The 26916-nt window shown below is 43.2% G+C and carries 26 protein-coding genes, 1 tRNA gene and 2 rRNA genes; 23 read left to right on the forward strand and 6 right to left on the reverse strand.

What is annotated here, in order from left to right; genetic code table 11:
- The 6 genes from V6C21_RS02265 to V6C21_RS02290 all read left to right on the forward strand — a co-directional run.
- Positions 1-124: ribosomal RNA gene (locus tag V6C21_RS02265) — 23S ribosomal RNA — on the forward strand; the annotation flags it as partial.
- 151 nt (positions 125-275) lie between these two features.
- A 5S ribosomal RNA gene (gene rrf, locus V6C21_RS02270) occupies positions 276-392 on the forward strand.
- 30 nt (positions 393-422) lie between these two features.
- A tRNA-Asn gene (locus tag V6C21_RS02275) sits at positions 423-498 on the forward strand.
- A gap of 190 nt (positions 499-688) precedes the next feature.
- Positions 689-1858, forward strand: a complete 1170-nt coding sequence (locus tag V6C21_RS02280; RefSeq protein WP_479268232.1) for a hypothetical protein — start codon at positions 689-691, stop codon at positions 1856-1858.
- A 2-nt stretch (positions 1859-1860) separates the two neighbouring features.
- Positions 1861-2292 carry a hypothetical protein gene (locus tag V6C21_RS02285; protein ID WP_034841020.1) on the forward strand — a complete coding sequence of 144 codons (432 nt, stop codon included), beginning with the start codon at positions 1861-1863 and terminating at the stop codon, positions 2290-2292.
- Positions 2293-2395: 103 nt separating this feature from the next.
- The gene (locus tag V6C21_RS02290; RefSeq protein ID WP_479268233.1) at positions 2396-2764 is read left to right on the forward strand and encodes a hypothetical protein; all 369 of its coding nucleotides are present in this window, start codon (positions 2396-2398) and stop codon (positions 2762-2764) included.
- Positions 2765-2877: 113 nt separating this feature from the next.
- On the opposite strand, the gene V6C21_RS02295 is transcribed toward V6C21_RS02290, so the two are convergent.
- The gene (locus tag V6C21_RS02295; protein ID WP_045085105.1) at positions 2878-3822 is read right to left on the reverse strand and encodes a glycosyltransferase family 2 protein; all 945 of its coding nucleotides are present in this window, start codon (positions 3820-3822) and stop codon (positions 2878-2880) included.
- Between the two features lie 162 nt (positions 3823-3984).
- A complete protein-coding gene (locus tag V6C21_RS02300) occupies positions 3985-6345 on the reverse strand; it encodes a YfhO family protein (protein WP_479268234.1) in 2361 nt (786 codons plus the stop codon).
- Between the two features lie 277 nt (positions 6346-6622).
- On the opposite strand from V6C21_RS02300, the gene yfbR reads away from it, so the two are divergent.
- Positions 6623-7210: a 5'-deoxynucleotidase gene (gene yfbR / locus V6C21_RS02305; RefSeq protein ID WP_479268235.1), complete on the forward strand. Its 588-nt coding sequence runs from the start codon at positions 6623-6625 to the stop codon at positions 7208-7210.
- Between the two features lie 29 nt (positions 7211-7239).
- The gene (locus tag V6C21_RS02310; protein WP_034841030.1) at positions 7240-7818 is read left to right on the forward strand and encodes an ECF transporter S component; all 579 of its coding nucleotides are present in this window, start codon (positions 7240-7242) and stop codon (positions 7816-7818) included.
- Positions 7819-7888: 70 nt separating this feature from the next.
- On the opposite strand, the gene hydF is transcribed toward V6C21_RS02310, so the two are convergent.
- The 3 genes from hydF to V6C21_RS02325 all read right to left on the reverse strand — a co-directional run bounded on the left by hydF (position 7889) and on the right by V6C21_RS02325 (position 10822).
- A complete protein-coding gene (gene hydF / locus V6C21_RS02315; RefSeq protein WP_479268236.1) occupies positions 7889-9124 on the reverse strand; it encodes a [FeFe] hydrogenase H-cluster maturation GTPase HydF in 1236 nt (411 codons plus the stop codon).
- A 632-nt stretch (positions 9125-9756) separates the two neighbouring features.
- Positions 9757-10392, reverse strand: coding sequence for a VanZ family protein (locus V6C21_RS02320; protein WP_479268237.1), 636 nt, complete (start codon positions 10390-10392; stop codon positions 9757-9759).
- A 19-nt stretch (positions 10393-10411) separates the two neighbouring features.
- Positions 10412-10822, reverse strand: coding sequence for a hypothetical protein (locus V6C21_RS02325; protein WP_479268238.1), 411 nt, complete (start codon positions 10820-10822; stop codon positions 10412-10414).
- A 277-nt stretch (positions 10823-11099) separates the two neighbouring features.
- On the opposite strand from V6C21_RS02325, the gene V6C21_RS02330 reads away from it, so the two are divergent.
- From V6C21_RS02330 to hydG, 14 genes are all read left to right on the forward strand, one after another.
- Positions 11100-11660: a DUF4830 domain-containing protein gene (locus tag V6C21_RS02330; RefSeq protein ID WP_479268239.1), complete on the forward strand. Its 561-nt coding sequence runs from the start codon at positions 11100-11102 to the stop codon at positions 11658-11660.
- Positions 11661-11697: 37 nt separating this feature from the next.
- Positions 11698-12426 (forward strand): pseudouridine synthase, encoded by a 729-nt coding sequence (locus V6C21_RS02335; protein ID WP_034841041.1) that lies wholly within the window; start codon positions 11698-11700, stop codon positions 12424-12426.
- Between the two features lie 213 nt (positions 12427-12639).
- Entirely contained in the window at positions 12640-13770 is a 1131-nt protein-coding gene (locus V6C21_RS02340) for an ABC transporter ATP-binding protein (protein WP_479268240.1), read from the forward strand.
- 382 nt (positions 13771-14152) lie between these two features.
- Positions 14153-15235, forward strand: a complete 1083-nt coding sequence (locus V6C21_RS02345; RefSeq protein WP_034841046.1) for a helix-turn-helix domain-containing protein — start codon at positions 14153-14155, stop codon at positions 15233-15235.
- Between the two features lie 24 nt (positions 15236-15259).
- A complete protein-coding gene (ftsE, locus tag V6C21_RS02350; protein WP_034841049.1) occupies positions 15260-15937 on the forward strand; it encodes a cell division ATP-binding protein FtsE in 678 nt (225 codons plus the stop codon).
- Positions 15934-16815: a permease-like cell division protein FtsX gene (gene ftsX / locus V6C21_RS02355; protein ID WP_034841051.1), complete on the forward strand. Its 882-nt coding sequence runs from the start codon at positions 15934-15936 to the stop codon at positions 16813-16815. Before ftsE ends, ftsX begins: the two co-directional genes overlap by 4 nt.
- Positions 16816-16827: 12 nt before the next feature.
- On the forward strand, positions 16828-18087 hold the full coding sequence (locus tag V6C21_RS02360; protein WP_045085111.1) for a murein hydrolase activator EnvC family protein: 1260 nt from the start codon (positions 16828-16830) through the stop codon (positions 18085-18087).
- A 110-nt stretch (positions 18088-18197) separates the two neighbouring features.
- On the forward strand, positions 18198-19391 hold the full coding sequence (locus V6C21_RS02365) for a S41 family peptidase (RefSeq protein WP_052659805.1): 1194 nt from the start codon (positions 18198-18200) through the stop codon (positions 19389-19391).
- Positions 19392-19420: 29 nt separating this feature from the next.
- Entirely contained in the window at positions 19421-20623 is a 1203-nt protein-coding gene (locus V6C21_RS02370; protein ID WP_479268241.1) for an ROK family protein, read from the forward strand.
- Positions 20624-20908: 285 nt separating this feature from the next.
- Complete coding sequence (gene greA, locus V6C21_RS02375; RefSeq protein WP_479268298.1) at positions 20909-21388, forward strand: transcription elongation factor GreA; 480 nt, start codon at positions 20909-20911, stop codon at positions 21386-21388.
- 32 nt (positions 21389-21420) lie between these two features.
- Positions 21421-22929: a lysine--tRNA ligase gene (gene lysS, locus V6C21_RS02380; protein WP_034841062.1), complete on the forward strand. Its 1509-nt coding sequence runs from the start codon at positions 21421-21423 to the stop codon at positions 22927-22929.
- A 17-nt stretch (positions 22930-22946) separates the two neighbouring features.
- A complete protein-coding gene (locus V6C21_RS02385; protein ID WP_034841064.1) occupies positions 22947-23573 on the forward strand; it encodes a hypothetical protein in 627 nt (208 codons plus the stop codon).
- A 293-nt stretch (positions 23574-23866) separates the two neighbouring features.
- Complete coding sequence (locus V6C21_RS02390; protein ID WP_479268242.1) at positions 23867-24112, forward strand: TM1266 family iron-only hydrogenase system putative regulator; 246 nt, start codon at positions 23867-23869, stop codon at positions 24110-24112.
- An 18-nt stretch (positions 24113-24130) separates the two neighbouring features.
- On the forward strand, positions 24131-25552 hold the full coding sequence (hydG, locus tag V6C21_RS02395; RefSeq protein WP_034841067.1) for a [FeFe] hydrogenase H-cluster radical SAM maturase HydG: 1422 nt from the start codon (positions 24131-24133) through the stop codon (positions 25550-25552).
- Between the two features lie 40 nt (positions 25553-25592).
- Here the strand turns inward: hydG and V6C21_RS02400 are convergent, their stop codons facing one another.
- Positions 25593-26123 (reverse strand): DUF5662 family protein, encoded by a 531-nt coding sequence (locus V6C21_RS02400; RefSeq protein ID WP_479268243.1) that lies wholly within the window; start codon positions 26121-26123, stop codon positions 25593-25595.
- Between the two features lie 196 nt (positions 26124-26319).
- Between V6C21_RS02400 and V6C21_RS02405 the strand changes: the two genes are divergently transcribed.
- The gene (locus V6C21_RS02405; protein WP_034841070.1) at positions 26320-26886 is read left to right on the forward strand and encodes a hypothetical protein; all 567 of its coding nucleotides are present in this window, start codon (positions 26320-26322) and stop codon (positions 26884-26886) included.
- The last annotated feature ends 30 nt before the right edge of the window (positions 26887-26916 follow it).

The raw sequence follows: 26916 nt of genomic DNA on the forward strand, positions 1-26916 counted from the left end.
GATAAGATATCCCACATCGTTAAGATGGTAAGACACCTTGAAGACTACAAGGTTGATAGGTCGGAGGTGTAAGCACCGTGAGGTGTTAAGCTGACCGATACTAATATGTCGAGGGCTTGACCTCAAAGAGTTCTACGAAAGCAGTAGAGTAAATTAAACTTTGTTCAGTTTTGAAGGCCCTTAAAGTGCTTTCAATAAGTAAATGCAGTATAAAATTATATCAATAAGTATTGACATTGAGTCATATTTATGATATAATTTTCTGCGTTGAAAAAATCGGTGTCAATAACGATGAGGACCCACCCGTTCCCATTCCGAACACGGAAGTTAAGCTCATCAGTGCCGAAGATACTTGGCGGGCGACCGCCTGGGAAAATAGGTCGATGCCGGTACAAGGTTATCTCTCGATAACCTTGAGATATTCCTCAATAGCTCAGCTGGTAGAGCATGCGGCTGTTAACCGCAGGGTCGTAGGTTCGAGTCCTACTTGAGGAGCCACGGAGCCGACGCGCAATAGCGCGGCGGTTCTTTTTTTATGCCTGCGTAAATCCATTTGTGCTGTAAATATGCATTGAGTAATACATATCGAGTAGAAATGATTAAGAAAAAGAAGAAAATGAAAATAATTGACAATACAAACATAAAATAATATAATAGGATATAGCAATAAGAGGAAGGACAGATGAAAATGAAACGATTTATTCATTTATTAGTTGCACCTTTACTTGTAATTGCAGTTTGTTTAAGTGCTACGACAGTTTACGCACAAGAGACAGCTACCGGAAAACCAAATTTCGATGAAAATACGGTTGTGGAGTATAGTAAAATCTTTATAAAAAATATGGTAGACAGTGGAGGAACTACTAAGTGGAATGGAAATACGAAACCGGCTAATATAATAAAAACCTACGACATTGACGGAAATGTTAATGCGTACATAATAAATCTGCAGACAGATGGCAGAAAAAGCGGATACATTTTAGCTGAAGTATATACAGAAGAAGAACCGAATATATCTGAATTTGGGTTTACAGGAGAATATATAATACCATCTGGTGAAAAAGCTTCAAGATGTGGGAAAGAGAAACTATACTATGCAGGGAATAGATGCTTTTTTAAAAAAAGCGGTAATAAAATGTATGACTTGTGGGAAGACAGTAAAATTGAAATAGACAAGCAACGAATCAGAAATTACTATAAAAAGGAGAAAGACATAGTTAATAACTCGATCAAATCACAAAAAAGTAATTCTTCAAAAGTTAAACGCAGTGATGAACTGCAAGGTAAAGTAATTGGAAAACCGGTAAATATACCAAATGTTAAATTAGGTGGATTTAAGCCATATCCTATGGATTATCTTAATAAATCAGCAGGTTTACCAACGAATTCTGGGACATGCGAAGAAGCTTGTGCGACTAATATGCTATTATATTGGAATCGGTGTAGAGGCGTTCATGGTTTATTTATAAATGGCAAAGCTGAACGTACATTTAAGGAATTACTCTCATATATGAAATACCACAATGGCACATATGATTATATCGGTTATAAAGGTATGGGCTCATATATTGCTCGAAAAGATATCACGGATTCGAAAGGGCATGATTATAGGTCTAGATCTAAAGTCGATTGGTCTTTTATTAAAACGAATATAAATAATAATAATGCACTAGCATTTTGTGCCGATTGCTCAACTTATAAATCCGGCAACGGGGGGCATGCTTTCCTTGCTGTAGGTTATTGCAATACCACTGAGGGTCAGTTTATAAGAGTGTGTGATGAATGGGACTATTCAGTTGATCACTATTATAAATACATTTGGTCGAATGTAAATGAAGTATGGTATTATAGGTGGTAAAAATGAATAAGAAACGTATCGCCGTTATTGTAATAATCGCCATAGTTCTTGTTGCAGCAGGGATTTATCTGATTCCTCATTTAGTTTACAAACCAATTGAAAAAGTGACAGGCACTGATTTTTCAAAAGTTGATAAAGTAGTAATCGGCGCAGGGTGGAATGGCAACGTCTGTACTTTGACAGACAAGGATGAGATTGATGAGTTTTTATCCTTGTTCAAAGACGTCAAAGTGCGCAAGAATTTTGACCAACGTTCGAGAACCGGCTTTTCTTACTCCGTAATGCTTTTTGAGAATGGTAAAGAGGTAGAAGGATTTACTGTTTTAGGACCAGGCGGATTTTATATGCGTGGCAAGTACTATTCAGGCAAAAACTTTGATGAGGATAAGCTCGATAAAATCGATACTTCATACAACTGGACCAGAGAAGATTAGACTGCACATTAAGTATTAAACGCTGCAATAAGCTGATAAGACAGCATGGGAGGACATTGTAATAAGGAAAAAACTTATAGCTGTAATTGCGGTAGTTGCCGTAGTGCTTATTGCAGCGGGGATATTTCTGTGGTCGTATCTCATTTACAGGCCAATTGAAAAAGTGACAGGCACTGATTTTTCAAAAGTTGATATGGTAACTTTAGGTGCTGGCTGGAATGGTCAGGCCATAAAGCTCGAAGACAAAAATGCGATAAAAGAATGTGTTGACGCCTTTAAAGACGCCAAAGCCCGCAAAAGTTTTGACCAAAGAAAGCTAACAGGTATTGGATTATGTGTATTTCTTTATCAAAAAGGAAGAAATGCGTTGGTGTTTGACGTAAGTGACGGGAAAGTGCTAATGATTGATGATACGCGTTACATAGCCAAAAATTTCGATAAAAAGAAAGTCAACAAAATTTGGGATAAATAAAGTAACGAAGAGTAGGTATTAAATTCTATCAATAGCCATAATAAATAAGAGCATATTCGTTGCTCCTAAAGAGAAACGAATATGCTCTGTTTGTTTTCTGTTAAATTTCTTACTTATTTAAGTATTGTTGTATCAATAATATAATGGGGGCGGGCTTTTACTTCTTTATAGATCTTTCCTATATATTCACCGCAGACGCCGGCGCTCAATAGCTGGATTCCGCCGATAAACCATATCGAGCCTACAATACTTGCCCAGCCCGCGTGAGCGTTGCCAGTCAGTTTTGAAACCAGTGCATATATAAGCGCACACAAACTTATAATGCAGACCACAAAACCTATGCCGCCGATAAGTTTTAAAGGTACGGTGCTGAACGAGGTTATGCCGTCGAGCGCAAAGGAGATCATCTTTTTAAGAGGATATTTTGACTTTCCGGCAAAACGCTCATGCCGTTCATAATAAACATTAGCTGTTTTAAAGCCTATCAAAGGCATAATCCCCCGCAGGAATAGGTTTACTTCTTTGAACTGGGAAAGTGCCTCAATGGCGCGTTTGCTCATAAGCCGGTAATCGGCATGATCGCTTATGAGTTCAACCCCCATCGCTTTCATAATGCGGTAGAAGCCGTGGGCAGTGCCGCGCTTAAAAGCCGTATCTGACGCGCGGCTTTTCCGAATCCCGTAAACAATCTCATTGCCCTCTTCAAATCGCTCTATAAATTCCGGTATGACGCTGATGTCGTCCTGTAAATCCGCGTCCATAGAGATGGCAGCGTCACAATAATCCTTTGCGGTCATCAATCCGGCAAGCAGGGCATTCTGATGCCCGCAGTTTCTCGAAAGCTTAACGCCGCAAACATACGGAATGTTGTGAGAAAAATCCGATATAAGTTCCCAAGTGCGGTCACGGCTGCCGTCATCAACCAGCAGAATGCGGCTGTCCTTGGATATCGCGCCGCTGTCCTCCAATTCGCGTATTTTTTCTCCGAGCTGTCTTACGGTTTCAGTAATGACCTCTTCCTCATTGTAGCAAGGTATTACGAAGTATATGGTATGCATATTTTCCTCCATTTTTAAACTTCTTTTATTTAAACACCAGGATATTAATAATCATAAGTACATTCTGTAAACAAGTTTTTAACTTTCGCAGAATACCTTGATTAGAGCCATACTGATTTTTGACAGAAAATCGCTTTTTATATGCCGTATTGTATAAACAATTTAATTGTTTTCTTGTTCAGCTTTTACTTCAGCATGTTTACCGTTCCGTTTTTTAATAACAATCAGATAAACGGCAAAGACAACAATAGAAGCAGCGGAGACTGCGATTCCAGGATAAAGGCCGGGCGTTGTATAGTTAAACCGGATTTCGCTTGTTCCGGCATCACATTCTACTGCCATGAAACCGATATTGACCTGTTCAATCTTTGCGGGTTTTCCGTTGACGGTGGCTGTCCATCCGCTGTCATACGGTACGCTGAAAAATACGAGATTCTTTTTTGGGAGTGTTATTGAGGCAGAGAAGCCCTTATTATCATATTTAAATGAAGAGCAGGTATATTTTCTCCGTTCAGCGCAGTCGGCGGCAAGGGCAGTGTCGCTGAAATCATTGTCTTCATCGGGATTATAGGGCGACAAAATGTCTTTATACCGTTTTATCTGGTCGTTCTCAAGCACCATGGCTTTCAGCAGCACCCTGTCTTTGCTTGAAGAGACAACGAACTGCTGTTTTGTTATATATTTATCATAGGTAAATCCCATCGGGATATAATTTGTATTCTCCCATTGTTTAAAACCGAGCTGTGAGCCGACGTATTTCCACCCGGGCATGCCGATACTTGAAAGGTTGCCTTGGTCGAATAGATACTTGACGGACAACAAGGGCCGTATTCCAGGTACTGAAGTGTCAGGCCGCGAGCCCACATCCCTTGTCACGCCGATGGTGTTGTAGAAATTCATTATGGACGGCGGGACTACGCTTTGGAAGGCGTTGATTGTAGGTATACGCCAGAACATTCCTTGATTGTCGATGCCGTTGAGCACATCAATGCGGAAAAACTCTGATTTATCTACTTTTATATTTGAAGCACCTTCCACCGCTGTTTTCTTAAACCAGTCACCATCCCAGCCATAGGCTTTTCCTGTTGAGATAAAAAGGTTGCCATAAAGGCTTGTGACAACGAGAAGTGAAACAGTTGCATATGTTGCGAAGGTTGTTGTACCCCTTTCATAATAGTGGATAACCACATAAAGAAGCGTAAGCCCAAGTGCAACGATGGCAACATATGCCCAGAAGCGGGCAGGGTCCTCTTCAAGGCCTATTTGAATGAACTGGTTATCACTGAATTTGGGTATAAGCCCTATGCTGAGGGCAAAGGCAGCGGTGATAAAAACAGTCCACCTGAAACCGGACATGATGTCGATTTCGGGGTCTTCATAGGCGCAGGCAGTGGCGAGCGCCAGCATCAGCACCGCCATATAGTACCAACGGCCGTAATATGCATCGTTGAAAAGCACGAAGCTTGAATTCAAAACCGGTATGAGGGCAAAAACAAAGCAGGTAATTATAATTCTGCGCAGCCAGCTCTTGCGTTTTGCCATGAGGTAGGATATAACTCCCGTCATTGAAAACATGGGTAGCCAGGCTGCGACTGACGACCATTTTGCATTTGAATCCGGGAAAAAGTTCGGCGCAGAAGGCAGGTCCTGAGGGAAGAATACAGTATGTATTATATCGAAATAGCGCTGGGGCCAGCCGTAAACAAGCAGGTTCCAGCCTTTGAGCAATGAAGACGTTCTCGGATTGCCTGTTATGGCCAGCACTGCCGGTATAATCAAAGCGCTGCCCATAAAGAACCCAATAACGGCTTCGAACACCAGGTTCAGATACTTTTTTGCTGTTATCTGCCAATCACCCGACAGCATGCGGATACACCAGTAGATAACGACAAAAACAACTTCACCCACGAAGAAGTTGTAGTTGACCACCGCATTCACAAAAACAGTGACGGCGAAAACGCCTTTGCGGTCATTCTTCATAAACTCCTCAAGCCCGATGAGCATAAGCGGGAAAAACGCCATAGGCTCGTGGAAATGATTGAAGAATATATTATAAATGGAATAGCTTGAGAAAGCATAAAGAAGGGCGCCAATGATTGCGTAATCTTTATTTTTGACAAACCTTTCGATAAATCCGTAGGATGTCAGCGCAGCTACAGCAATTTTTAATACAAGGAGCGGTCCGAGGGTGTAAGGGACTGCGGCGGAAGGCAGAGGTATTGTCAGCCAGAAAAACGGGCTTCCAAGCAGATAGAACGCATATGAGCCGATAAAATTTGCACCGAGGTCGGTATTCCAGTTCCACCAGATGTTCCCGCTTTTGATTGCGTCGTGGGCAAGCTGGTAAAACGGGACCTGTTGGACACAGTAATCACCGAAGAACAGGAACAGCCCTTTATCCAGTATGATGTAGGGGAGCAGGAAAGAAAGCGCTGTTAAAAAAGCGGTTAAGAATACCTTAACATAAGGGCTTTTTATTTTTCCAATCTTCACCGGCTTGTTAAGTATTGTTTCAATCTGCATTTTTACACCTCATTTAATTTAGCATTGACCTTCTGAGCGCATGTCCGATATATCAGACCGGAAAATGCAGGTGTTGATACAATATTTTCTGAAATTATTGGTAATGTTTATATTATAGCATTAATTTGCCGTCAAAAAAACAATTGATTTGTTAATTATGCAATCGCGTAATAAAATAACTTCACTTTGCGCTCATAGACAAAAGGCCGGCTGTTTGTTATAATTTACTCGTCCGATGGAGTAAAGTCTTATGTGGGCTCATAAGAAGGTAGTTTAAATGAAAAACAGTTTTTTTGCCATGCTTTCACGCATGAAGCTGATAAGCCGGTGGGGGCTTATGCGCAACTCCATGCCTGAAAATATAGCTGAACACAGTTTTGATACGGCTTTATTGGCTCATGCGCTGGCTGTTATAAAGAATAAACGCTTTGGCGGCAATGTCGACGCGGGGAGAGTCGTCATGCTGGCGCTATACCATGACGCCCCGGAGATTTTTACGGGCGATATGCCGACGCCGGTCAAGTATTTTAATCCAAGCATCAGGAACGAGTATAAGCAAGTTGAAAAAGCGTCGCTTTTAAAGCTCCTTTCATATTTGCCAGACGACCTTAGAGGAGATTATGAAGACGTAATGGTGCCTAAACCCGAGGACAAAGAGCTTTTGCGGATAGTCAAAGCCGCGGACAAGCTTTCAGCGCTTATCAAGTGCATTGAGGAAGAAAAGGCGGGCAGCAGGGAATTCAAAAAAGCTGCCGCCGCGCAGGAAAAAACGCTTAAAGAGATGAATATGCCGGAAGTAGACTGCTTTATGACGGAATTTTTGCCTGCGTTCAGCCTCACCATTGATGAGCTGGAATCAGAGTAATTACATAGGAATATACAGGGGGATTTTAAATGAGAAATAAAAAAGCTATCTGGGTCACCCAGACCGCAATGCTGATAGCGCTTATCGTATTATCACAACTGCTTTCGAGGGTTATTCCCACAATTCCGGTCGGGCAGTTCAATCTCAACCAGCTTGTAACAGGCTCACTTGTAAACCTTGTGCTCGTCGTCGGCGCGTATGCTGCTGGTTTTGCGTCTGCGGGCACAGCCGCCATAATTTCACCTATCCTGGCCGCGTTCCTCGGCATTATCCCGGGCAAGCTGCCGCAGATGGTGCCGGTAGTTATGATGGGCAATCTTGTGATTGTGTTTATAACATGGCTGTGCTTCAGGGCTTCAAACGGGCTCGGAAAGGGCAGCGCCACGGTGCTTATGATAGTCGGCGTCGTTGCCGGTGCTTTCTTGAAAATGGTGACTATGTGGGCGGCGGTTGAAAAGATTGTTGTTCCCGTTTTGCATATAAATGAAAGCCTTGAGAAGGTACTTGTAGGGGCGGTTTCGATTTCCCAGTTTGTCACAGGCGTTATCGGCGGCTGTGTAGCGCTCCTCATTATGCCGGCATTGGGAGGCCTCAAACGGGGAAGGTGATAACCCATTGTACAAATTAAATACTGCATATACAAACGGCAGGAATGGATTCCATTCCTGCCGTTTATGATTATTTTTTCATTATCTCTTCGAGTGCGAGTTTTGCATCAGGGAACGGCGCGAGCGCCCGCGGCAATATGCCGAGCACATAGGCTATGAGCAGGCCGTAGTTTGTAATGCCTACGCCGTTTTGCTTTGCGGTTTCTATGCGGTAAGCCATTTCGCGGCGGTTTACCATGCAGCCGCCGCAGTGGACGATGGCCGCATATTTCTTAAGGTCGCGTGGGAATGCGTTTCCGGACGTCCATTCAAATTCTATACTATCTCCTGCCATCTGCCTTATCCAGCGGGGGATCTTGACTGTGCCGATATCGTCAGACTGCCTGTGGTGGGTGCAGGCTTCGGCAATAAGTACACGGTCGCCGCTTTTGAGAGCTGCTATGCTGCCAAGCCCCCGGACCATTTCGACAAGGTCACCCTTCTGACGGGCGAACAGTATGGAAAACGATGTGAGCGGGATATCAACTGGAGTGTCGGCGGAAACCTTTTTAAACGCCTGCGAGTCAGTAATAACAATATCCGGCTTTCTGCTAAGGCTTTTTAGCGTTTCTGCCAGTGTATTCTCTTTTGTCACAACGGCAATGGCGTTTTGATCAATGACGTCCCTGATTACCTGCTGCTGGGGCAGTATTAGCCTGCCCTTGGGAGCGCCCTTGTCGATAGGCGTGACAAGGACGGCGATTCCGCCTGGATTTACAAGCCCGCTGACAAGTGATAACTCCGCGTCGTCAGTGGGTGCAATTTTAATAATGAGGTGTTTAAGCTCCTGTATGCCTTCGCCGGTGCGGGCGCAGACTTTGATTACCGGTAAGCCCAGCTCTTTTTGCAGTTTCTTAATTTCGCTGTCCGGGATATCCTTTACGTCGCTTTTGTTGAGCACTAATAGCTGCGGCAGCTTGCGGGCGTGAATCTCTTCGATGAATTTTCTCTCAAAATCCGTAATGCCGGCGTCGGCGGCCGCGACGATAATAGCCATATTTGTGTGGCGGAGTACCTCATAGGCCTTTTCAACTCGGGCAAGCCCGAGGTCGCCCACGTCGTCAAGTCCGGGTGTGTCTATAAAGACAACCGGGCCGAGGGGCAGCAGTTCCATGGTTTTATGAACCGGGTCGGTTGTTGTTCCCGCGACGTCGGATGTCACTGATACAGGCTGACCGGTGATAGCATTAATTAATGAAGATTTTCCGGCGTTGCGTTTTCCGAAAATAGAGATGGCTGTGCGGTTGGAAAGTGGTGTTGTATCCATATTATCAGCTTCCTTCATGCCCGTAAGTGCCGGGTCTTCGTATTTTATGGCGCAGCAGATTTCAATTTACTAAACAGTCAGAAACCGGCCGCACCGAATTTATTTGTTATAACATCTCCTTTATTATATCATGTCCGTAAATAGTAAGCAAAAGGAGTGTTTGCCAATTTGGGCTGACTATGAAATTTGTTTGCTCAAGAGATGTGTGCAGCTGCCAGTACTTAAATTGCTACATAGCAAAATTATCATTAATATGGTATTATTAGATAAAGGAGGTGGGACAGCTTGATATATTTTATTATCGCATTAGTTATATTGATTTTGCTGCTTATTTTGATTCGCGTAAAGAAGAAAACAGAAATTGAGAAGTATTTTTACTTGCAAATGTTTCTCTATTTTATAGGCAGTGCTGTTTATATAGATTATGTACCGGTTGGGTTCTTGTTTTGTCTATTAATTATGTTAAGTCACCCGGATATAAAAAATAAGAGATTTAAAATTATTGCCATAGCGTTAGGTTTCATAGCTACTCTAATTTCATTGGCAGTTAATAAGTTAAAACTGTAGTATAAATTACCCTGAGAATCCGAAAAGTGAGGATTCTCAGGGTGTTTTTATGAGCTTTATGTAACTCACGAACTTTGTGCTAAATCCTGCTGCTTCCGCTTTTCTTCCGCATTAATAATAAATGGTTTAAAAATCGGTACTTTGCGCAATAAGAAATGATAAAGCAAAAATCCGATTGCTGCCCCAGCTACATTCAGATAAACATCGGTAATATCCGTTTTTCTCATTTCATCAAGCATTGTTATCTGCCATACAAGCTGGAGAAGTTCAATACTTATCGAAGTCAAAAGGGCAGTACCAATCGCTGTATACCATTTTCTCATCTTCTTGAAATTGAAGGCAAGGAGAATGGTATAAGGGAACATTAGAAATGCGTTGCCAAAGATATTTCTAAAGATGGTCCGAAATGAGGCATGATCAAATCTAAAATAAAATGGGTTTAAATTGACGTAAACAGGCCAGGGTCTTTTTTCGTATGATATCGGAAAAATGCTCGGCTTGCTGCCGAAAAATATTAAAATCGGGAATAAAGTGACGTCAATAAGCGTAAGGAGATATATCAGAAAACATAATCTCGTGACTTCAAAGAACCAGTTTATTTTCCGCGCCTTTATTGCCTTTATTATCCTGACGGCCAAATAGATAAAGCAAATTAAAATCGCAAATGTCTGGAAATATACTTTATATCCGCGGTAATCCATCGTTTCACCTGCGATCAATTTAATTATGCAAAGTACCAGAACCTTCAGTAAAAGAATAACCACCGCATACTAGATAGTATTTGTCGCTTTTAGCATCTGCTTTAGATGGGAATTTATATCTTCCTGTATCCTTGACATATACCTTTCCATAGTTTCTATCCCAACTAGAGAACCAACTAGTATTCCTTTTCAACACTATAGTTGCGTAGTCCCCGCGACAAAAATCGACATCCAAATACACTGTGCCTTTGTCTAATGTATGATACACTCCATTGCGTCTGCCATCAATTGATGTGCCAGCATAATAGAAACTGCTTGAAGCAGCATTAGCGTGAAATGATAATATACTAACAGAAAAAGTTACGGCTAATACTGCAACGCCTAATGCGTTTAAACATTTGCTCCTTGTGGAAATTTTTATGAAATCCATCTCCCTTTAAACTAATTATGTATAACTGTGTATCATATTGTAATATAACGACAAATAATTGTCAAGCATTGTTAAATCGCTTTATCCACAGAAGCTAAAGAAAATGGTATAATATATAGTACTTTGTATTTGTCCCTGAAATAACTTCAAACTCAGAACCGGACGTTCTGTCTTCATCTGTCCCTGCATAAAATTATACCAATTCATTTAAATAAAATCTCGCGGCAAATATGTTTATATTTGCTGTGTAATTTTTAAAGGCGGGGGCGGAAGAACAGTGTTTGTAATATCTTTTAGGGCGCCGACAATGAAAGCCGCGGCGATAATTATCGCGCTTGCCGTTATTGTCAGCGCCGCCATATGGGAAGGCAGAGTGGCCAAGAACGCAACAGACAGCGCAAGTGAAGTGACTGCGGCAAGCACATTGGGAAAAGGCATTGATTTCTCGAACAACGAAAACCGGGTGGCGTTCCTGAAAAGCCTTGGCTGGGAAGTGACATCAGAGCCTGCCGAGGTAGTTGAGATAATAATACCGCAAACTTTCAACGAGGTTTATAACAACTATAATACCCTCCAAAAATCCCAGGGCTTTGACCTTACCAAATACCGGGGAGTTCGCGCAAAACGCTGGACATATAACATCACCAATTATCCAAATGTAAAAGAGGGCGTCAGGGCAAATCTTATCGTATATAACGGCACGCTTATCGGCGGAGACATATCAAGCGTTGAATCTAACGGGTTTATGCATGGGCTTCGTATAGGGAACGTAAAAACCGGCATTTCCACGTCTAACGCCGATATTGTGGCCGAAACATTTAAATCGAGCAGTAAGTAGCATTGATTTGGCAATACTTATTATAAGGGGTTTTTTTATGCCAGTGTTAAGACTTGACCGTATGTTATCCAGTCAGGGTATAGCAGCGCGTAAGGAAATAAAAGAGTTAATATCGAAAGGGCTCGTTACAGTAAACGGCGGCCATGTGAGGAATCCATCGCTTAAAATAGATACGGACAGGGATACCGTCTGCGTAAACGGCGTTCCGGTGAAATATCGGGAACATGTTTATATAATGATGAACAAGCCTGCAGGAGTAATTTCCGCGTCTGACGACCCGCGGGAGAAAACCGTTATCGACCTTTTGCCGCCCAAGCTCAAACGGCCGGGGCTTTTTCCGGCGGGCAGGCTTGACCGGGACACAGAGGGCTTTTTGCTTATAACCGATGACGGCACCTTTGCGCACAACATACTGTCTCCCAGAAAACACGTCAGCAAGCAGTACTATGTCGTTATTGACAGCCCCCTCACCCCCGAGGAAATTGAGCGCTTTGAAAACGGATTGGTTATCGACGGAGGAATCACCTGCCTTCCGGCAAAACTGAGGGTTCTGGAGGGCGGCGTCAGCAGCGGCGGGGCCAGAGTGATGGTCACAATCCATGAGGGGAAATATCATCAAATAAAACGCATGTTCAAGGCACTCGGACATGAGGTTATTTATCTGAAACGTACCGCCATGGGAGGCCTGCATCTCGATGACAGCCTTAAGCCTGGAGAAGCCCGTGAATTAACTGATGAAGAGAAAGAACTAATAGTAAAATCATGAGCGTATGGAATATACGGGCAAAATAAGTAAATTAATACACTTGAACAAAAGATACAGTTTTATCGCTGATTATTTATTTAAATTATCTTTTTATTAGACAATTTAAATAAATGTGCAAAAAAATCTTTGGGCAATCGTAATCTTACATTTCTTGCTGCTTTCTGATATCATATATACAGTTAGTTAATTACGACCTTACAGGAGGATTACACCATGGCAAGTTTAACACTCAAGCATGTTTACAAAAGGTATAACGAAAACGTAACTGCTGTTTCAGATTTCAATCTCGAAATTAAAGACAAAGAATTCATCGTTCTCGTCGGTCCTTCAGGCTGCGGTAAATCAACAACACTGCGTATGATTGCTGGTCTTGAAGAGATTAGTGAAGGTGAACTGTACATCGGCGACAGACTCGTAAATGATGTCGCTCCTAAAGACAGGGATATAGCGATGGTTTTCCAGAACTATGCGTTGTATCCGCACATGACTGTTTTCGATAACATGGCATTCGGTCTTAAACTCCGCAAGACACCGAAGGATGAAATCAAACGCCGTGTTGAAGCAGCTGCAAAGACCCTTGATATTGCACATCTTCTTGATCGTAAGCCAAAGGCATTGTCAGGTGGTCAGAGACAGCGTGTTGCTCTCGGCCGTGCTATCGTTCGTGAGCCGCAGGTATTCCTCCTCGACGAGCCTCTGTCAAACCTTGATGCAAAGCTTCGTGCTCAGATGAGAACAGAGCTTCAGTTGCTCCACAACAGATTGGGCACAACATTCATATATGTTACACATGACCAGACGGAAGCTATGACAATGGGCGACCGCATTGTTGTTATGAAAGACGGTGTCATCCAGCAGGTTGATACCCCGCAAAACCTCTATGATAAACCGTGCAATGTGTTCGTCGCTGGATTCATGGGTTCACCGCAAATGAACTTCATCGACGCTAAGCTTTCAAGCCACGATGGCGCTATCTGGGTTGATTTCGCATTTGTCGACGGTAGGCCCAAATACAGCATTAAGCTTCCGGAAGGCAAGGTTAAGGACGAAAACGTTAAGTCATTCATTGGCAAGGATGTTATCCTTGGTATTCGTCCGGAGAACATCCATGACGATGAGAGATTCATTTCTCTGGCTGATACAGGTATTATTGATGTCAAAGTTCAAGTTACAGAGCTTATGGGTGCTGAGACCTATCTGTACCTCGATCTTGAAGGCACACAGGTTACTGCCCGCGTCGATCCGCGCACAACAGCTAAGCAGGGCGATGAAATTAAGGTTGCCTTTGATGTCAACAAGATTCACCTGTTTGACAAAGAGACCGAAAAGGTTATCCTCAACTGATAACATTTATTTCAAAACCCGGTTCTGCACAGGACCGGGTTTTTTTATTTCCATAAATCAGTATAAGGGCTTTAAATTGGCAGTATAAACCAGCCTTAATAATTTACTGAGAATATTGGAAATTTAATAACAAATTGTAAAATGTTAAGGAAATATCACAAAATGGCATAAATTACTTGGCGTCTGCCGCAGCATAATGAGAAAAAAAGCTTCAATACAGTTGAAAAAAATCCGTTTTGTAGTAAAATATAATTGTTATGTAATATCTATTTATCAAAAATTGAAATTTGGCATCATAACTGTTAAAAAATATTTGGTTTTAAATCCTCAAAGACGGGCGGATTAAATTTTTCAAAATAAGCAGCTGAATGGAGGCAATTACATGTCAACCAGACTTTTTCAAAGCGTTATTCAGCAGATGAAAGATACACTCGACAGGGTTGTCGGTGTAGTTGATGAAAACGGTGCCGTAATCGCGTGCAGTGAACTTGGACGTATCGGTGAAATTCATGAAGGTATAATTGGTGAACTGACAGGTGTACCCCTCCTTTTGCGCGGGGGATGGACATATAAACCGTTCGGCTCAAAACCAAGGCCTGACTATGCTGTTTTTGTTGAGGGCAGCGACCAGCTTGCAACAAAATATGCGAATATAATTGCTGTTTCGCTTTCCAGCATAAAGCAGTATTATGATGAAAGATACGACAAGGGCAACTTTATAAAAAATGTTATTCTCGATAATATACTGCCGGGCGATATTTACCTTAAAGCGAGGGAACTACATTTAAATTCTGATGTCGTCCGTGCTGTTTTGTTAATAAGGATTACCGAAAAGAACGATATTTCTGTATTTGATGTTATTCAGAATCTTTTCCCGGACAAGCAGAAAGATTTTGTTATCAATGTAAACGAAACCGATATTGCGCTTGTCAAGGAGGTTAAGCCCGGTATAACTACAGCCGACCTTGAGAAGCTTGCCCTTTCGATAGTTGATACGTTGAGCGGTGAGTTTTATACCCATTGTGTCGTCGGTATTGGCACAATTGTAACAGGCGTCAAGGACCTCGCCAAATCCTTTAAGGAAGCTCAGGTTGCCCTTGAAGTAGGCAAGGTGTTTGACACTGAAAAGACTATTGTCTCTTACGACAATCTTGGTATCGCAAGGCTTATCTATCAGCTTCCGACAACGCTTTGCGAAATGTTCTTAAAAGAAGTTTTCAAAAAAGGTTCTATCGAGTCACTTGATCAGGAGACTCTCTTTACAATACAGAGATTCTTTGAAAACAACCTGAATGTTTCTGAAACATCGCGCAAACTTTTCGTACACCGCAATACACTGGTATATCGTCTTGAGAAAATCAAGAAGCTGACCGGCCTTGATTTAAGACAGTTTGACCATGCCATAGTGTTCAAGGTTGCGCTCATGGTTAAGAAGTACTTGGTATCAAATCCTGATAGGCTCTGATAGTATCCCGAGGGTGGTGTAGTTGTGATTCAATTCATAGATGTATATAAAGTCTATGAAAATGGCACCAGTGCATTGAAAAATGTGAATTTGACAATAAATGACGGTGAATTTGTTTTCATAAGGGGCGCTTCCGGTGCCGGAAAAAGTACACTGATAAAACTCCTATTGCACGAGGAAACGCCCTCATCGGGTGAGGTCATCGTCAACGGGTTTAAAATATCAGAGATGAAGCACAATCAGGTTCCAAAACTAAGGCGAACCATGGGCGTAGTGTTTCAGGATTTCAGGCTTATACCCAACATGACGGTCTATGACAATGTCGCTTTTGCGATGAGAGTCACAGGCGCGAGAATGCATGATATAAGGCGCAGAGTTCCTTACATATTGGGGCTTGTCGGCCTGGCAAGGAAGGCAAAATGCTATCCGAGCGAGCTTTCGGGCGGCGAGCAGCAAAGGGTATCCCTTGCACGCGCACTGGTCAACAATCCTTCGCTCATTATTGCGGATGAGCCGACAGGCAACATCGACCCTGAAATGTCGATAGAAATAATGGAACTTCTGGACGAAATAAACAGACGCGGAACCACTATTGTTATGGTTACGCACGATGCAACGCTTGTCGAAAAATATAATTACCACCGCGTAATTACTATTGAAAGCGGGAATGTAGCGGAAGATTTACCGGGGAGCAACGAATGATAGAGAGAATAAGATATTTTGTGAAAGAAGGGCTGCGAAGCATCTGGAGAAATCGTATGATGTCTTTCGCGTCCATATTAGTTTTGTGTGTTTGTCTTGTAATGCTTGGAACGTCAATTACTGTGACACTTAATATCAACGATATAATCTCACAGCTTGAAGATAAAAACCAAATAATGGTTTATCTTAAGAACGACGCGACCTCAGAGGACATTAGCAGAATCGGCAATGAGATAAATTCTATGGCTAATGTCAAGGAAACTAAGTTTTTTTCGAAAGAAGATATTTATGCAGAGGCGAAAAAAACCCTTGATAAGCAAAAGGTTTTGCTTTCAGGGATCGACGCCAGCGTTTTTGACTGCGCTTATCAGGTTACGCTTGTAGATACGAGCAAATATACGCAGACAACTGATGCCTTGGAAAAAATTGAGGGCGTAAAGTACGTTCGGCAGGACGAGGGCTTGGCAAACAAGCTTGTCAACATCAAAAAAGCTGTCGGGATTTCGGGCGAAATTTTGTTCGGTATTCTTGCGGTAATTTCACTGTTTATTATTTCGAATACAATAAAGCTTGCGATGTTCAACCGCAAGCGTGAAATAAACATAATGAAATTTGTAGGCGCTACTGACTGGTTCATAAGGTGGCCTTTCATAATCGAGGGCTTACTTATCGGTCTAATCGCCGGAGGCATCGGCTTGATTGCGCAATATTACATATATGATAAACTGATTTGCGGCGTAATAGGCGTGGTTAATTCCATGAGCGCGATCAGCTATTCGGACTTTTTATGGTTTATTGTGCCAGGTTTCCTTGTTGGCGGCGTGCTTGTTGGCGTTTTGGGAAGTGTATTGTCTGTTAGGAAGTACCTTAAGGTATAGGAGGAATCCACTTTGAGCCGGAAAAGAAGAAAGATTATATTATCTGCAATTGCTGCTGCAGTTGCAATGATGATGCTTTTCGGCATGTTGACTCCAGTTCTTGGGGCAAATGCTGCTTCCCAGAGCAGTCTTGATGCCAAATATAAAAGTTTGCAGAAGCAACTTAGTGAGATTGAAAAACAGATAAAGCAAAATGAGGCAAAGATTAACGCCAACAACAAGAAAGAAGAGGACATCAAGAAGCAGTTGGCGGTAATTAACAAGAAGATCGAAATCACCAAGCAGCAGCTGGCGGTAATTAGAGATCAGATAAATGAGAATCAGAATAACATAAATAATCTTAACTATAGGATAGCTGAGACTCAGGAAAAGATTGATCAGAATACTAAACTGTACCGCGAAAGGGTTTGCGCTTTATATGAGGCTGGCAATGTGTCGAGGCTGCAGTTGCTTTTGTCATCGAAGAGCGCAAGCGAGTTTTTATCACGTTTCGAGATTATAAAGAAGATATCTGAGCATGACACTAATCTTATAAATGAGCTGAGACAGGAAAAGCAGCAGATTGAGCAGGATAAAGCGAAACTCGAAACGGAGAAGGCAAAACTTCAGAAAAAGCTTGAGGAAGCACAAGCAAAACAAGCTGATTTGAACAACCAGTCAGTTCAGAGTGCAAAATATCTTGAGCAATTACATAATATAAATGAGCAGCTTAAAAATAGTAATGAAGCACTTGACGACAAAAAAGCAGAGGTCGAGGATGACCTTCGTGAAGCACATGAAGAACTCATGCGTTTCTTGAGCTCGCAAAAAAGTACAGGCTCATTCGGAGGTCAGTTCATATGGCCTGTTCGTGGAGCGGTATCCTGTGAATTCCACGGATATTCCGGTCATACGGGCATAGATATTCTCGGAACGTCTGGCGTCACTCCGGTTAGAGCCGCTGCTTCCGGAACTGTAATTAAAGTAGGTACATGGAATAAGAGCGTGCCCAGAAGATCAGCAGGATACGGTAACTATGTTGTTATAGACAACGGTCAAGACAAGAATGGCAACAGCATTCGCACTTTGTATGCACACATGTATGATAATACAATTCGCGTACATGTTGGGCAGCACGTCAGCCAGGGAGAGATTATCGGAATATTAGGAAACTCCGGAAATGTCAGAAGCCACGGCGTATCGCCAGCGATAACCGACCTTGTCAGCGGTGCGCATCTGCACTTTGAGATAATTGTTAACAACCATGCAGTTAACCCCAGAAATTACCTCTGATATATAAGTAAGCAGCAATACTCCGCTTGAAATATTAAAACTGCAAGGCAATTTGTGGTACAATATTATCGTCGTGATTTTTCAAATATACAAATAATTGTGAGGTAGAGATGAAAAAAAAGATAAGTCTCGGAGCGGCAATAAGCCTTATGGCTTTGACAGCGGCGGTCGCTGTTTCAATGACAGCTATATTTATGATGAAGTCGCTGAACGTCAGTATAAGTAATTTTACACAGCGAACTGCTCTGTTTAAAAAGCTGGCGGATGTAGACGCGACGGTACGTGCAAAATATATAGGGACAATTAATGAAGATATTCTTGAGGACAGCACGATTGCGGGCTATGTAAACGGGCTCGGTGATAAATATGGTGTTTATCTCGATGCAAACGACTACAAAAGCATAGCTCTCAGCAACGAAGGGCGGAGTATTGGCATCGGTGTTAATGTTGTCAAAACAGATGACGGTTATATGAAGGTCGTTTCCGTTATAGACGGGTCTCCGGCTCAGGCTGCCGGCGTAAAGGTCAACGATGTAATAACTACAATAGGTAATGAAGACGTAAAGGCAACAGGATATGCAAATGCACTGAATTTGCTCAAAGGCAGTGAGGGAACCACAGTAACTTTTAAGGTGTTGAGGGACGGAACTTCTATACCGTTTACCATTACCCGTAAAAAGTACGAGGTATCTTCGGTTTCCTCAAGGCTTATAGGCAATCTCGGATATGTTAAAATAATGGAATTTGATAAAAAGACCCCGACTGAGTTCTCTTCGCAAGTCGACAAATTGATTGCAGATGGAGCAAAAGGCCTTGTTTTTGACGTCAGGAATAATCCTGGCGGGCTGCTGGAATCTGTTGAACCTATAATAGATAAAATAGTTCCTGCCGGGCCTGTTGTCAGTGCGAAATATAAGGACGGCCCCAAAAAGGTACTGTATAAGTCGGACGCTAAAGAAATCAACTTGCCTATGGCTGTTATTACGAATCAGAATACAGCCAGTGCAGCGGAGCTTTTTGCTGCCGCGCTGAAGGATTATAACAAGGCTAAACTGGTTGGCACAAGGACGTATGGCAAAGGCACAATGCAAGAAATCTGCGATTTGTCCGACGGCACTGCTCTCGACATATCGGTGGCATATTTTTATCCGCCTAAGAGCGATAATTTTGAAGGCAAAGGCGTAGCGCCGGACATTAAGGTTGAGCTGAGTGAAGAAAAACAGCGTAATTTCTACTCACTCGATGAGAGCGACGATGACCAGCTACAGGCGGCTATCAGCTACGTTGAAATGCAGATAAAATAAAGCCGCTGTGTGCGGAACGGAGGAGCTTTATGGAACAGCTGCTTACAGGCAGTTTTGAACTGATAAAAAACCTTAATACAGCTTGCATATTGAATAAAATCAGAGTTGAAAAAGCAATCTCCCGTGCTGAAATAGCGCGCGGAACAGGGCTTACGCCTGCAACTGTTTCCAATATAACTTCGGAGCTTATCGACCTGGGACTAATTGAGGAAACTGAGCGTGGCGAATCAAACGGCGGCCGCAAGCCTGTCCTGATTTCAATAAAAAAGGATACTTGCTATTTCGGCGGGATATGTCTCAATTCTGACACAGTCACGGCAGCTGTTTCTAATATTGAGGCTGAAACGCTCAGCGTATTCAAGGCGCCAATTAACGGAGCAAGCCCTGAAGAAGTTGTCAGCCTCGCTGTTAAACTGCTTATGCAGGCAAAGGAGAAAGCAAATGTCAAAAACCTTGTCGGCATAGGTGTATCCACTCACGGACTGGTCAACAGTGACGAGGGCGTTATGGTTTTCGCCCCGAACCTCGGCTGGTCGAATGTTAAAATCGGAGAAATGCTAAACAAGTCCACTGGACTGCCCGTTTTTGTTGAAAACGATGTCAGGTCTATGGCACTTGCCGAAAGCTGGTGCGGCCTTGCCTGCGGGGTAAGCGATTTTGTTTATCTTTATATCGGCCCCGGCATCGGCGGCAGCATAGTAAATAATAATCAAGTCTTCAAAGGACCTGGGCTATTTGCCGGTGAATTCGGGCATGTAACAATCGAACCGGACGGTCCGCTTTGTTCATGCGGCAACCGAGGATGTCTCCAAGCGTTGGCGTCGGAGAAGGCAGTGCTGAAGCGTTATAAAAAGCGCAAAGCAGACCAGCGCATTACGCAGCATGTAAATAACTTTGAAGAGCTTTTGCAGTCAGTTCAAGCTGGCGACAGCGACGCAAAGGAAGAAATTTTACAAAGTATTCGGTATATCGGCATAGAAGTTGGGAATATCATAAATACGCTTTCACCAAAGCTCATTGTTTTAAATGGGAGAATAACGCGGCTTGCAAAAATGTTTATGCCGGTTTTAGAGGAAGAAATAAAGAATCGCAGCATTAAATATTCAGGCAGCGATGTGAAGATTGCTTTTTCACAGTTAGGCGATGAAGCTGCGATAAAAGGCGCTGCTGCAAATGTAATCAGAAAATTGTTTGAATCACCGCGCAAATTCCTAAACCCTATAATAAAATAGTATTAGGCGGCATAAATAATTAGTGTGACAGGCTTGTATATACAGCGGCCTGTCAAAAGGCATCTACCGTGAAAACGGACTTGACAGTAACAATCAATTTTAATATAATACCATTATCTGAATTAAGGCGCCGCTGAGAGCAGCAGGCGCTTTAATTAAATATTTGCTGCACAAAATACTGAAAAGCCGATTTAAATATAACATTTCTGCGAGGTTTCCAGTCTTTAATGAATTGCTGATGCTTAGATTAAAAAAATGCAGTTGATTAAATAGCCGAAGGGGAGAATAGACATGTCGAAACAGGTTGTTCTGACTGACGAAGGTCTCAAAAAGCTTGAGCAAGAGCTCGAAATGCTGAAAACAGAAAAGCGCAAAGAAATTGCAGATAAGATAAAAGTAGCGCTGTCTTTCGGCGACTTATCAGAGAACAGCGAGTATGACGAAGCGAAAAACGAGCAGGCAATGGTGGAAGCCCGTATCATGCAGATCGAGTCTATGCTCAAAAACGTAAAGATTATTGACGATGATGAGATAACTACAGATAAGGTTGCGCTGGGCTCGAAGGTAAAGGTACTCGACGTGGAATTTAACGAGGAAACAGTTTATACCATAGTTGGTTCAACGGAAGCAGACCCAGATGCAAACCGTATTTCAGACGAATCGCCGGTGGGCAAGGCACTGCTTGGCCATGGAGTAGGCGAGACTGTTTCGGTTGAAACTCCTGGCGGAATCATTGAACTTAAGATATTAGAAATAGCGAAGTAATAAAGCTTTTTGGAACGGTGTTGGAGGTACAAATGGCGGCGGACAATAGCAACAACAATACAATGGAAGAAAACGAGCAGGACTTAAGTGAACTTATAAGGATAAGGCGCGAAAAGCTGAAGGAACTGCAGGAAGCTGGAAAAGACCCATATAAGGTAACTTATTATGACCGCGATACATTAAACGGCAATATCCGCGAAAAGTTCGAGGAATATGAAGGCAAGGAAGTCAGTATCGCCGGCAGGCTCATGAGCCGCCGCGATATGGGCAAAGCGAATTTTATCGATGTGCATGACTCGACAGGCAGAATGCAGGTCTATGTCAGAATTAACGATATCGGGGAAGAGAACTTTGCTGAATTCAAAAAGTGGGATATAGGCGATATTATCGGCGTAAAAGGTGAGGTATTCAAAACACGCCGCGGCGAGATTTCTATTCATGCACATGAATTGAAGCTGCTTTCAAAATCGCTTCTCCCGCTGCCGGAAAAATGGCATGGGCTTAGGGATACCGAGACGCGCTATCGCCAGCGTTATCTTGACCTCATTGTTAACCCTGAGGTAAAAGATACATTTGTAAAGCGCAGCAAGATCATAAGCCTTATGCGCAGTTTCCTTGAAGAGCGCGGGTATATTGAGGTCGAGACACCGGTTTTGAGTACAATTCAGGGTGGCGCTGCGGCACGTCCGTTCATAACCCATCACAATGCCCTTAATCTCGACATGTACCTCCGTATCGCGACAGAGCTTAACCTTAAAAGGCTCATCGTCGGCGGAATGGAGAAGGTCTTTGAAATAGGCCGTATATTCCGCAACGAGGGCATTGATGTCAGACACAACCCGGAATTTACTACAATCGAACTCTATGAGGCGTACACAGATTACCACGGAATGATGCGCCTTACAGAGGAAATGATTTCATATATTGCAAAAGAAGTAAATGGAACAGATAAAGTCACCTGCGGCGATAGGGAAATAAGCCTTGCAGCGCCGTGGCGCAGGCTTACGATGATTGAAGCCGTTAAAGAATACTGCGGTGTTGACTTTGATTCGTTCCGCGGTGACGCTAAAAAGGCCGTTGAAGTAGCCAAATCGCTCGGTGTTGAAATAGAGGACGGCAAGACTTGGGGTGAGGCACTCTATGCCACATTCGACGAGCTTGTCGAGAAAAAACTTATTGAGCCGACGTTTATTCTTGATTATCCGGTTGAGGTTTCACCGCTTACAAAGCGCAAGCCGGACCGTCCGGAACTTACTGAACGCTTTGAATTTTTCATCAACGGCTGTGAGATGGGCAATGCCTATTCTGAGCTGAATGACCCGATTGACCAGCGTGAGCGTTTTATAGAACAGATGAAAAAGCGCGAAGCCGGTGACGTTGAAGCGGAAATGCTCGACGAAGATTTCCTGACTGCACTTGAATACGGCATGCCACCTACAGGCGGAGAAGGCATAGGTATTGACCGACTTGTAATGCTCCTTACCGGCAGCCCGTCAATAAGAGATGTTTTGCTGTTCCCGACCATGAAACCGAAGGACTAATGTGCGGGAGGTACAAGGTGACAAAGGAACAGTTTAAAAAGAAACTGTCTAATTTCTGGTACTATTATAAAATCCATACAATAGTTGCAGTGTTTGCGATTATCTGTGTCGCGTTTATGGTCAAGCAGTGCGCAGAACGCATTGAACCCGACATGGAAATCATAATGGTTACAGACAGCGTGACTCTTTCGGAAGATAAAGTGACAGATATAGAAAATATGCTGTCGAAATACACCGACGATCTCAATAGGGATGGCCGTAAGTTTGTCAGGTGCGATTATATAAATATGAATCAAAAACAAGACGCGCAGGTCTTGTATGCACTTCAGACAAAGCTGATGGCTGAGATTGCAGGTTCCGATACGGCGCTCTTTATTACGGATGACACGTTTTTAAAGAGATTTCAAGAGCAAGGGATGTTTCTGGATCTGAAGGATGTCGGTTTGTCGGGTCAATACGGGGTAAAGCTCTCAAAACTGCCTGACTTCAAGATACAGGATATGCCGACAGGCTTTTACGACCTCAATCTGTCAATACGGGCCTTTAACGGAACGTCCCTCGACAGGGAGGACGCAAGTGACTCATATAAAAACTCCGTCAAGATGCTAAAAGCACTGCTGAAAAACGGCGGAATAATAAAGTAAGTTTAAAAAGCCACGCTCAGCGTGGCTTTTTGTGCTATTACGGGAAAATTAATTCTGTTAAACAATTAACATTTATTCGTCAAATGTATTGAATATTATAATTGACCGTTGTATAATTAATGTTACAGACGTTTGTTTAAGCTGTTTTGATTAAACAAACCTCCCGATTAAAATGTCAGCATCTGACCGTGAAGAAATTTCCGAACGGGAAGGCGTGGCTCATAACTTTATGTGCAGTATCAACGTCTTTTCTTTTCGGAAAAGGCGTTTTTTATTTTAAGGAGGCGGCTGCTTTGGAGAAAAGGCTCGGCGTAATAGGCATAGTTGTTGAAGACTTAGGGTCTGTGGAAAAGCTTAATGCTGTTCTTCACGAATATGCTCATATTATAGTCGGAAGAATGGGTATCCCGTACAGAGAAAGGGGCGTATCCGTCATCTCACTTATTGTAGATGGGAGCAACGACGATATAAGTGCGCTGACAGGAAAAATCGGAAGGATAAGGAATGTTTCAGTCAAATCCGCTCTGACAAAGGCCTAATAACAGGGGGGAATATGTATGTATAATGTAAAATCAAGAGTGGCTACAGAGTTTATAGACGACGCAGAAATCCTTGAAACACTGGAATACGCGGAGAAAAATAAGAGAAACAAGGCCCTCATTAATAGCCTGCTCGAGAAAGCGAGCAAATGCAAAGGGCTTAATCACCGGGAGGCGGCAGTTCTTCTTGATTGTGACCTTCCGGAAGAAAACGAGAAGATGTATAAGCTGGCTATGGAGATAAAGCAGAAGATATACGGCAACCGCATTGTCTTGTTTGCCCCGCTATATCTATCAAACTATTGCGTGAACGGCTGCGTTTACTGCCCTTATCATCACAATAATCACCACATAAGGCGCAAAAAGCTGACTCAGGAAGAAATAGTCCGCGAGGTAACCGCGCTGCAGGACATGGGTCACAAGCGCCTTGCCCTGGAGACAGGTGAAGACCCGGTCAACAACCCAATTGAGTATGTGCTGGAAAGCATAAAGACTATCTACAGCATAAAGCACAAAAACGGCGCCATCAGGCGTGTAAACGTCAATATTGCCGCAACAACCGTCGAAAATTACCGCAAACTTAAGGAAGCAGGAATCGGTACATATGTCCTGTTCCAGGAGACCTACAATAAAGCCAACTATGAGAAGCTCCATCCGGTCGGCCCGAAACATGATTATGCCTACCATACCGAGGCGATGGACCGCGCGATGGAAGGCGGCATAGACGACGTAGGGTTAGGCGTGCTGTTCGGCCTTAATATGTACCGCTATGACTTTGTCGGCCTTTTGATGCACGCAGAACACCTTGAGGCGACGTTCGGCGTCGGGCCCCATACAATCAGCGTACCGCGTATCTGCCCGGCGGATGACATCGACCCGAAGAGTTTCAAAAATGCGATTTCCGACGACATCTTTGCAAAAATAGTCGCCGTTATCCGCATTGCAGTTCCGTACACCGGCATGATTATCTCCACCCGAGAGTCCCCGAAATCGCGTGAGCGCGCACTCAGCCTTGGCGTTTCGCAGATAAGCGGCGCGTCCAGCACAAGTGTCGGCGGATATGCTGAAAAAGAGTCACCGGAGGAAAACACCGCCCAGTTCGAGCGCAGCGACACCCGTACTTTGGACGAGGTAATCAATTGGCTGTTAAAGCTGGGCTATATTCCGAGTTTTTGCACTGCCTGCTATCGTGAAGGGCGGACAGGCGACCGCTTTATGAGCCTTGCAAAGACAGGCAAGATTCAGTATTGCTGCCATCCAAACGCCCTCATGACATTGAAAGAATATCTTGAGGACTATGCTACGCCCGAGACAAAAGCGCTGGGTGATGAGGTCATAAAGAGAGAACTGATGACAATTCCGAACGAAAAGATACGGGAGATAGCGAGACGGCATATCGAAGATATTGCTGTCAGCGGCAAACGCGATTTCCGTTTCTGATAAAATCTAAACGGGGCTGAGAATTTCACAGCCCCGTTTATTATTTGTGCAGTATCTCTTTTTTTATCATCGAAAAGGTGGCGTCTTCGCCGTTGTCTTTGAGAGAAATAAGCATTTTTTCGAGCAGCGCCTTCGTGTTAGGATGGAGTAAATAGTGGCTTTTTGATTTCATGTAATAGTCGTAGGGGTCACTATCCTTGTAAAGCTCTTTGCGGTAGGTTTTGCTTGCCGCGACCCTGTCACAGAACATCTCGACGACGTACTTCACGGGCATTTCCATACCGGTCAATTGCCTGTCGCCGTCCACTGCATAGTCAATCCAGTATTCGAGATGGTGCTTGTTGCGCCCTTTATGGTGAAGCCACGCGCTGCTGTACCCCTTTACTTTCCGCTCGATATTGTTGGGGCTCTGATTTCCCTGATAATACTTTGCGCCGACGAAGAATTCTGTGGGTGAATATTTTGACATATCGTGCAAAAGCCCCTGTTTATACAAACCGACGCGGAAGCAATAACGCATTACGAGCCTTTTATGGTGATTTATAGTTTTAAGATGTGAGAGCCATTTCATTACAATATTTCGCCTCTGTACTTTCTTAATGTCGAACGGCTGTGGCAACATGCCGCGGGATAATCTACAATAATTTTAAAATTTATCAGACGAAACTGCAAGTATCGTTTTATTTGCCTTTTATTCGATAAAACTGCATAACTTTCCTGCGGAGTATACATAATATTAATGCAGCAACTGCCGCAAGGAGGGTGTTATGCTAAGAGCTTCATCTTTTATTGTTGAGCGGTCACGCGCGTTTTCAGCAAAGGAGAAAAAATATTATATTGCCTATGCCGTTATATTGTTTTTGTCCGGGATACTTTTTATGCTTATTCCGCTGTCATTATTAAACGGCTTGTTTATATTGCTTGAAGGATGGGTTTTAGTAGCGGTATTTTCGCTTGGAATTCTGCGCCCGCTATTCTATAGCCGCGGCGTTGCTGACGTCGTAATGGCGATTTTCTCAGGTACATTATATGCTTATGTTTGTTTCACCATGGGCTCAACGATAAGCTCAATCGAAACTTTTCGGCTGGGGCTTTGTGCAGCGCTGTTTTTGTCTGGGGTTTCGCGGATAATCGCATATGCCCGCATGCTCGATATTGTAAATATCCCGCTTATGGTTATTCTGGGTATTGTTGAAATGTTGTCGGCTATCTTGATATTCGCAGGAATTCCGGGATACGGTGTCCAGAATATCTACTGGTATCTCGGAATGACTACGTTACTGGCCGGATTCGAAAGCCTCAGCGAAGCCGCAAAATTGAATACACTAAATTAAAATTAAAAGTCCCGCTTATTAAGCGGGACT

The sequence above is a fragment of the [Clostridium] cellulosi genome (assembly GCF_036762875.1).
Taxonomy (GTDB): Bacteria; Bacillota; Clostridia; order Oscillospirales; family Ethanoligenentaceae; genus Ruminiclostridium_D; species Ruminiclostridium_D cellulosi.

Excerpts from the sequence above, each read along its gene's own strand:
- V6C21_RS02300 (WP_479268234.1), bottom strand. The coding sequence starts at position 6,345 with ATGCAGATTGAAACAATACTTAACAAGCCGGTGAAGATTGGAAAAATA.
- V6C21_RS02295 (WP_045085105.1), bottom strand. The coding sequence starts at position 3,822 with ATGCATACCATATACTTCGTAATACCTTGCTACAATGAGGAAGAGGTC.
- lysS (WP_034841062.1), top strand. The coding sequence starts at position 21,421 with ATGGCGGCGGACAATAGCAACAACAATACAATGGAAGAAAACGAGCAG.
- V6C21_RS02345 (WP_034841046.1), top strand. The coding sequence starts at position 14,153 with ATGTCAACCAGACTTTTTCAAAGCGTTATTCAGCAGATGAAAGATACA.
- V6C21_RS02340 (WP_479268240.1), top strand. The coding sequence starts at position 12,640 with ATGGCAAGTTTAACACTCAAGCATGTTTACAAAAGGTATAACGAAAAC.
- yfbR (WP_479268235.1), top strand. The coding sequence starts at position 6,623 with ATGAAAAACAGTTTTTTTGCCATGCTTTCACGCATGAAGCTGATAAGC.
- V6C21_RS02370 (WP_479268241.1), top strand. The coding sequence starts at position 19,421 with ATGGAACAGCTGCTTACAGGCAGTTTTGAACTGATAAAAAACCTTAAT.
- hydG (WP_034841067.1), top strand. The coding sequence starts at position 24,131 with ATGTATAATGTAAAATCAAGAGTGGCTACAGAGTTTATAGACGACGCA.
- V6C21_RS02335 (WP_034841041.1), top strand. The coding sequence starts at position 11,698 with ATGCCAGTGTTAAGACTTGACCGTATGTTATCCAGTCAGGGTATAGCA.
- V6C21_RS02280 (WP_479268232.1), top strand. The coding sequence starts at position 689 with ATGAAACGATTTATTCATTTATTAGTTGCACCTTTACTTGTAATTGCA.
- V6C21_RS02400 (WP_479268243.1), bottom strand. The coding sequence starts at position 26,123 with ATGAAATGGCTCTCACATCTTAAAACTATAAATCACCATAAAAGGCTC.
- V6C21_RS02320 (WP_479268237.1), bottom strand. The coding sequence starts at position 10,392 with ATGGATTACCGCGGATATAAAGTATATTTCCAGACATTTGCGATTTTA.
- V6C21_RS02325 (WP_479268238.1), bottom strand. The coding sequence starts at position 10,822 with ATGGATTTCATAAAAATTTCCACAAGGAGCAAATGTTTAAACGCATTA.
- V6C21_RS02285 (WP_034841020.1), top strand. The coding sequence starts at position 1,861 with ATGAATAAGAAACGTATCGCCGTTATTGTAATAATCGCCATAGTTCTT.
- V6C21_RS02310 (WP_034841030.1), top strand. The coding sequence starts at position 7,240 with ATGAGAAATAAAAAAGCTATCTGGGTCACCCAGACCGCAATGCTGATA.
- V6C21_RS02365 (WP_052659805.1), top strand. The coding sequence starts at position 18,198 with ATGAAAAAAAAGATAAGTCTCGGAGCGGCAATAAGCCTTATGGCTTTG.
- V6C21_RS02405 (WP_034841070.1), top strand. The coding sequence starts at position 26,320 with ATGCTAAGAGCTTCATCTTTTATTGTTGAGCGGTCACGCGCGTTTTCA.
- ftsX (WP_034841051.1), top strand. The coding sequence starts at position 15,934 with ATGATAGAGAGAATAAGATATTTTGTGAAAGAAGGGCTGCGAAGCATC.
- hydF (WP_479268236.1), bottom strand. The coding sequence starts at position 9,124 with ATGGATACAACACCACTTTCCAACCGCACAGCCATCTCTATTTTCGGA.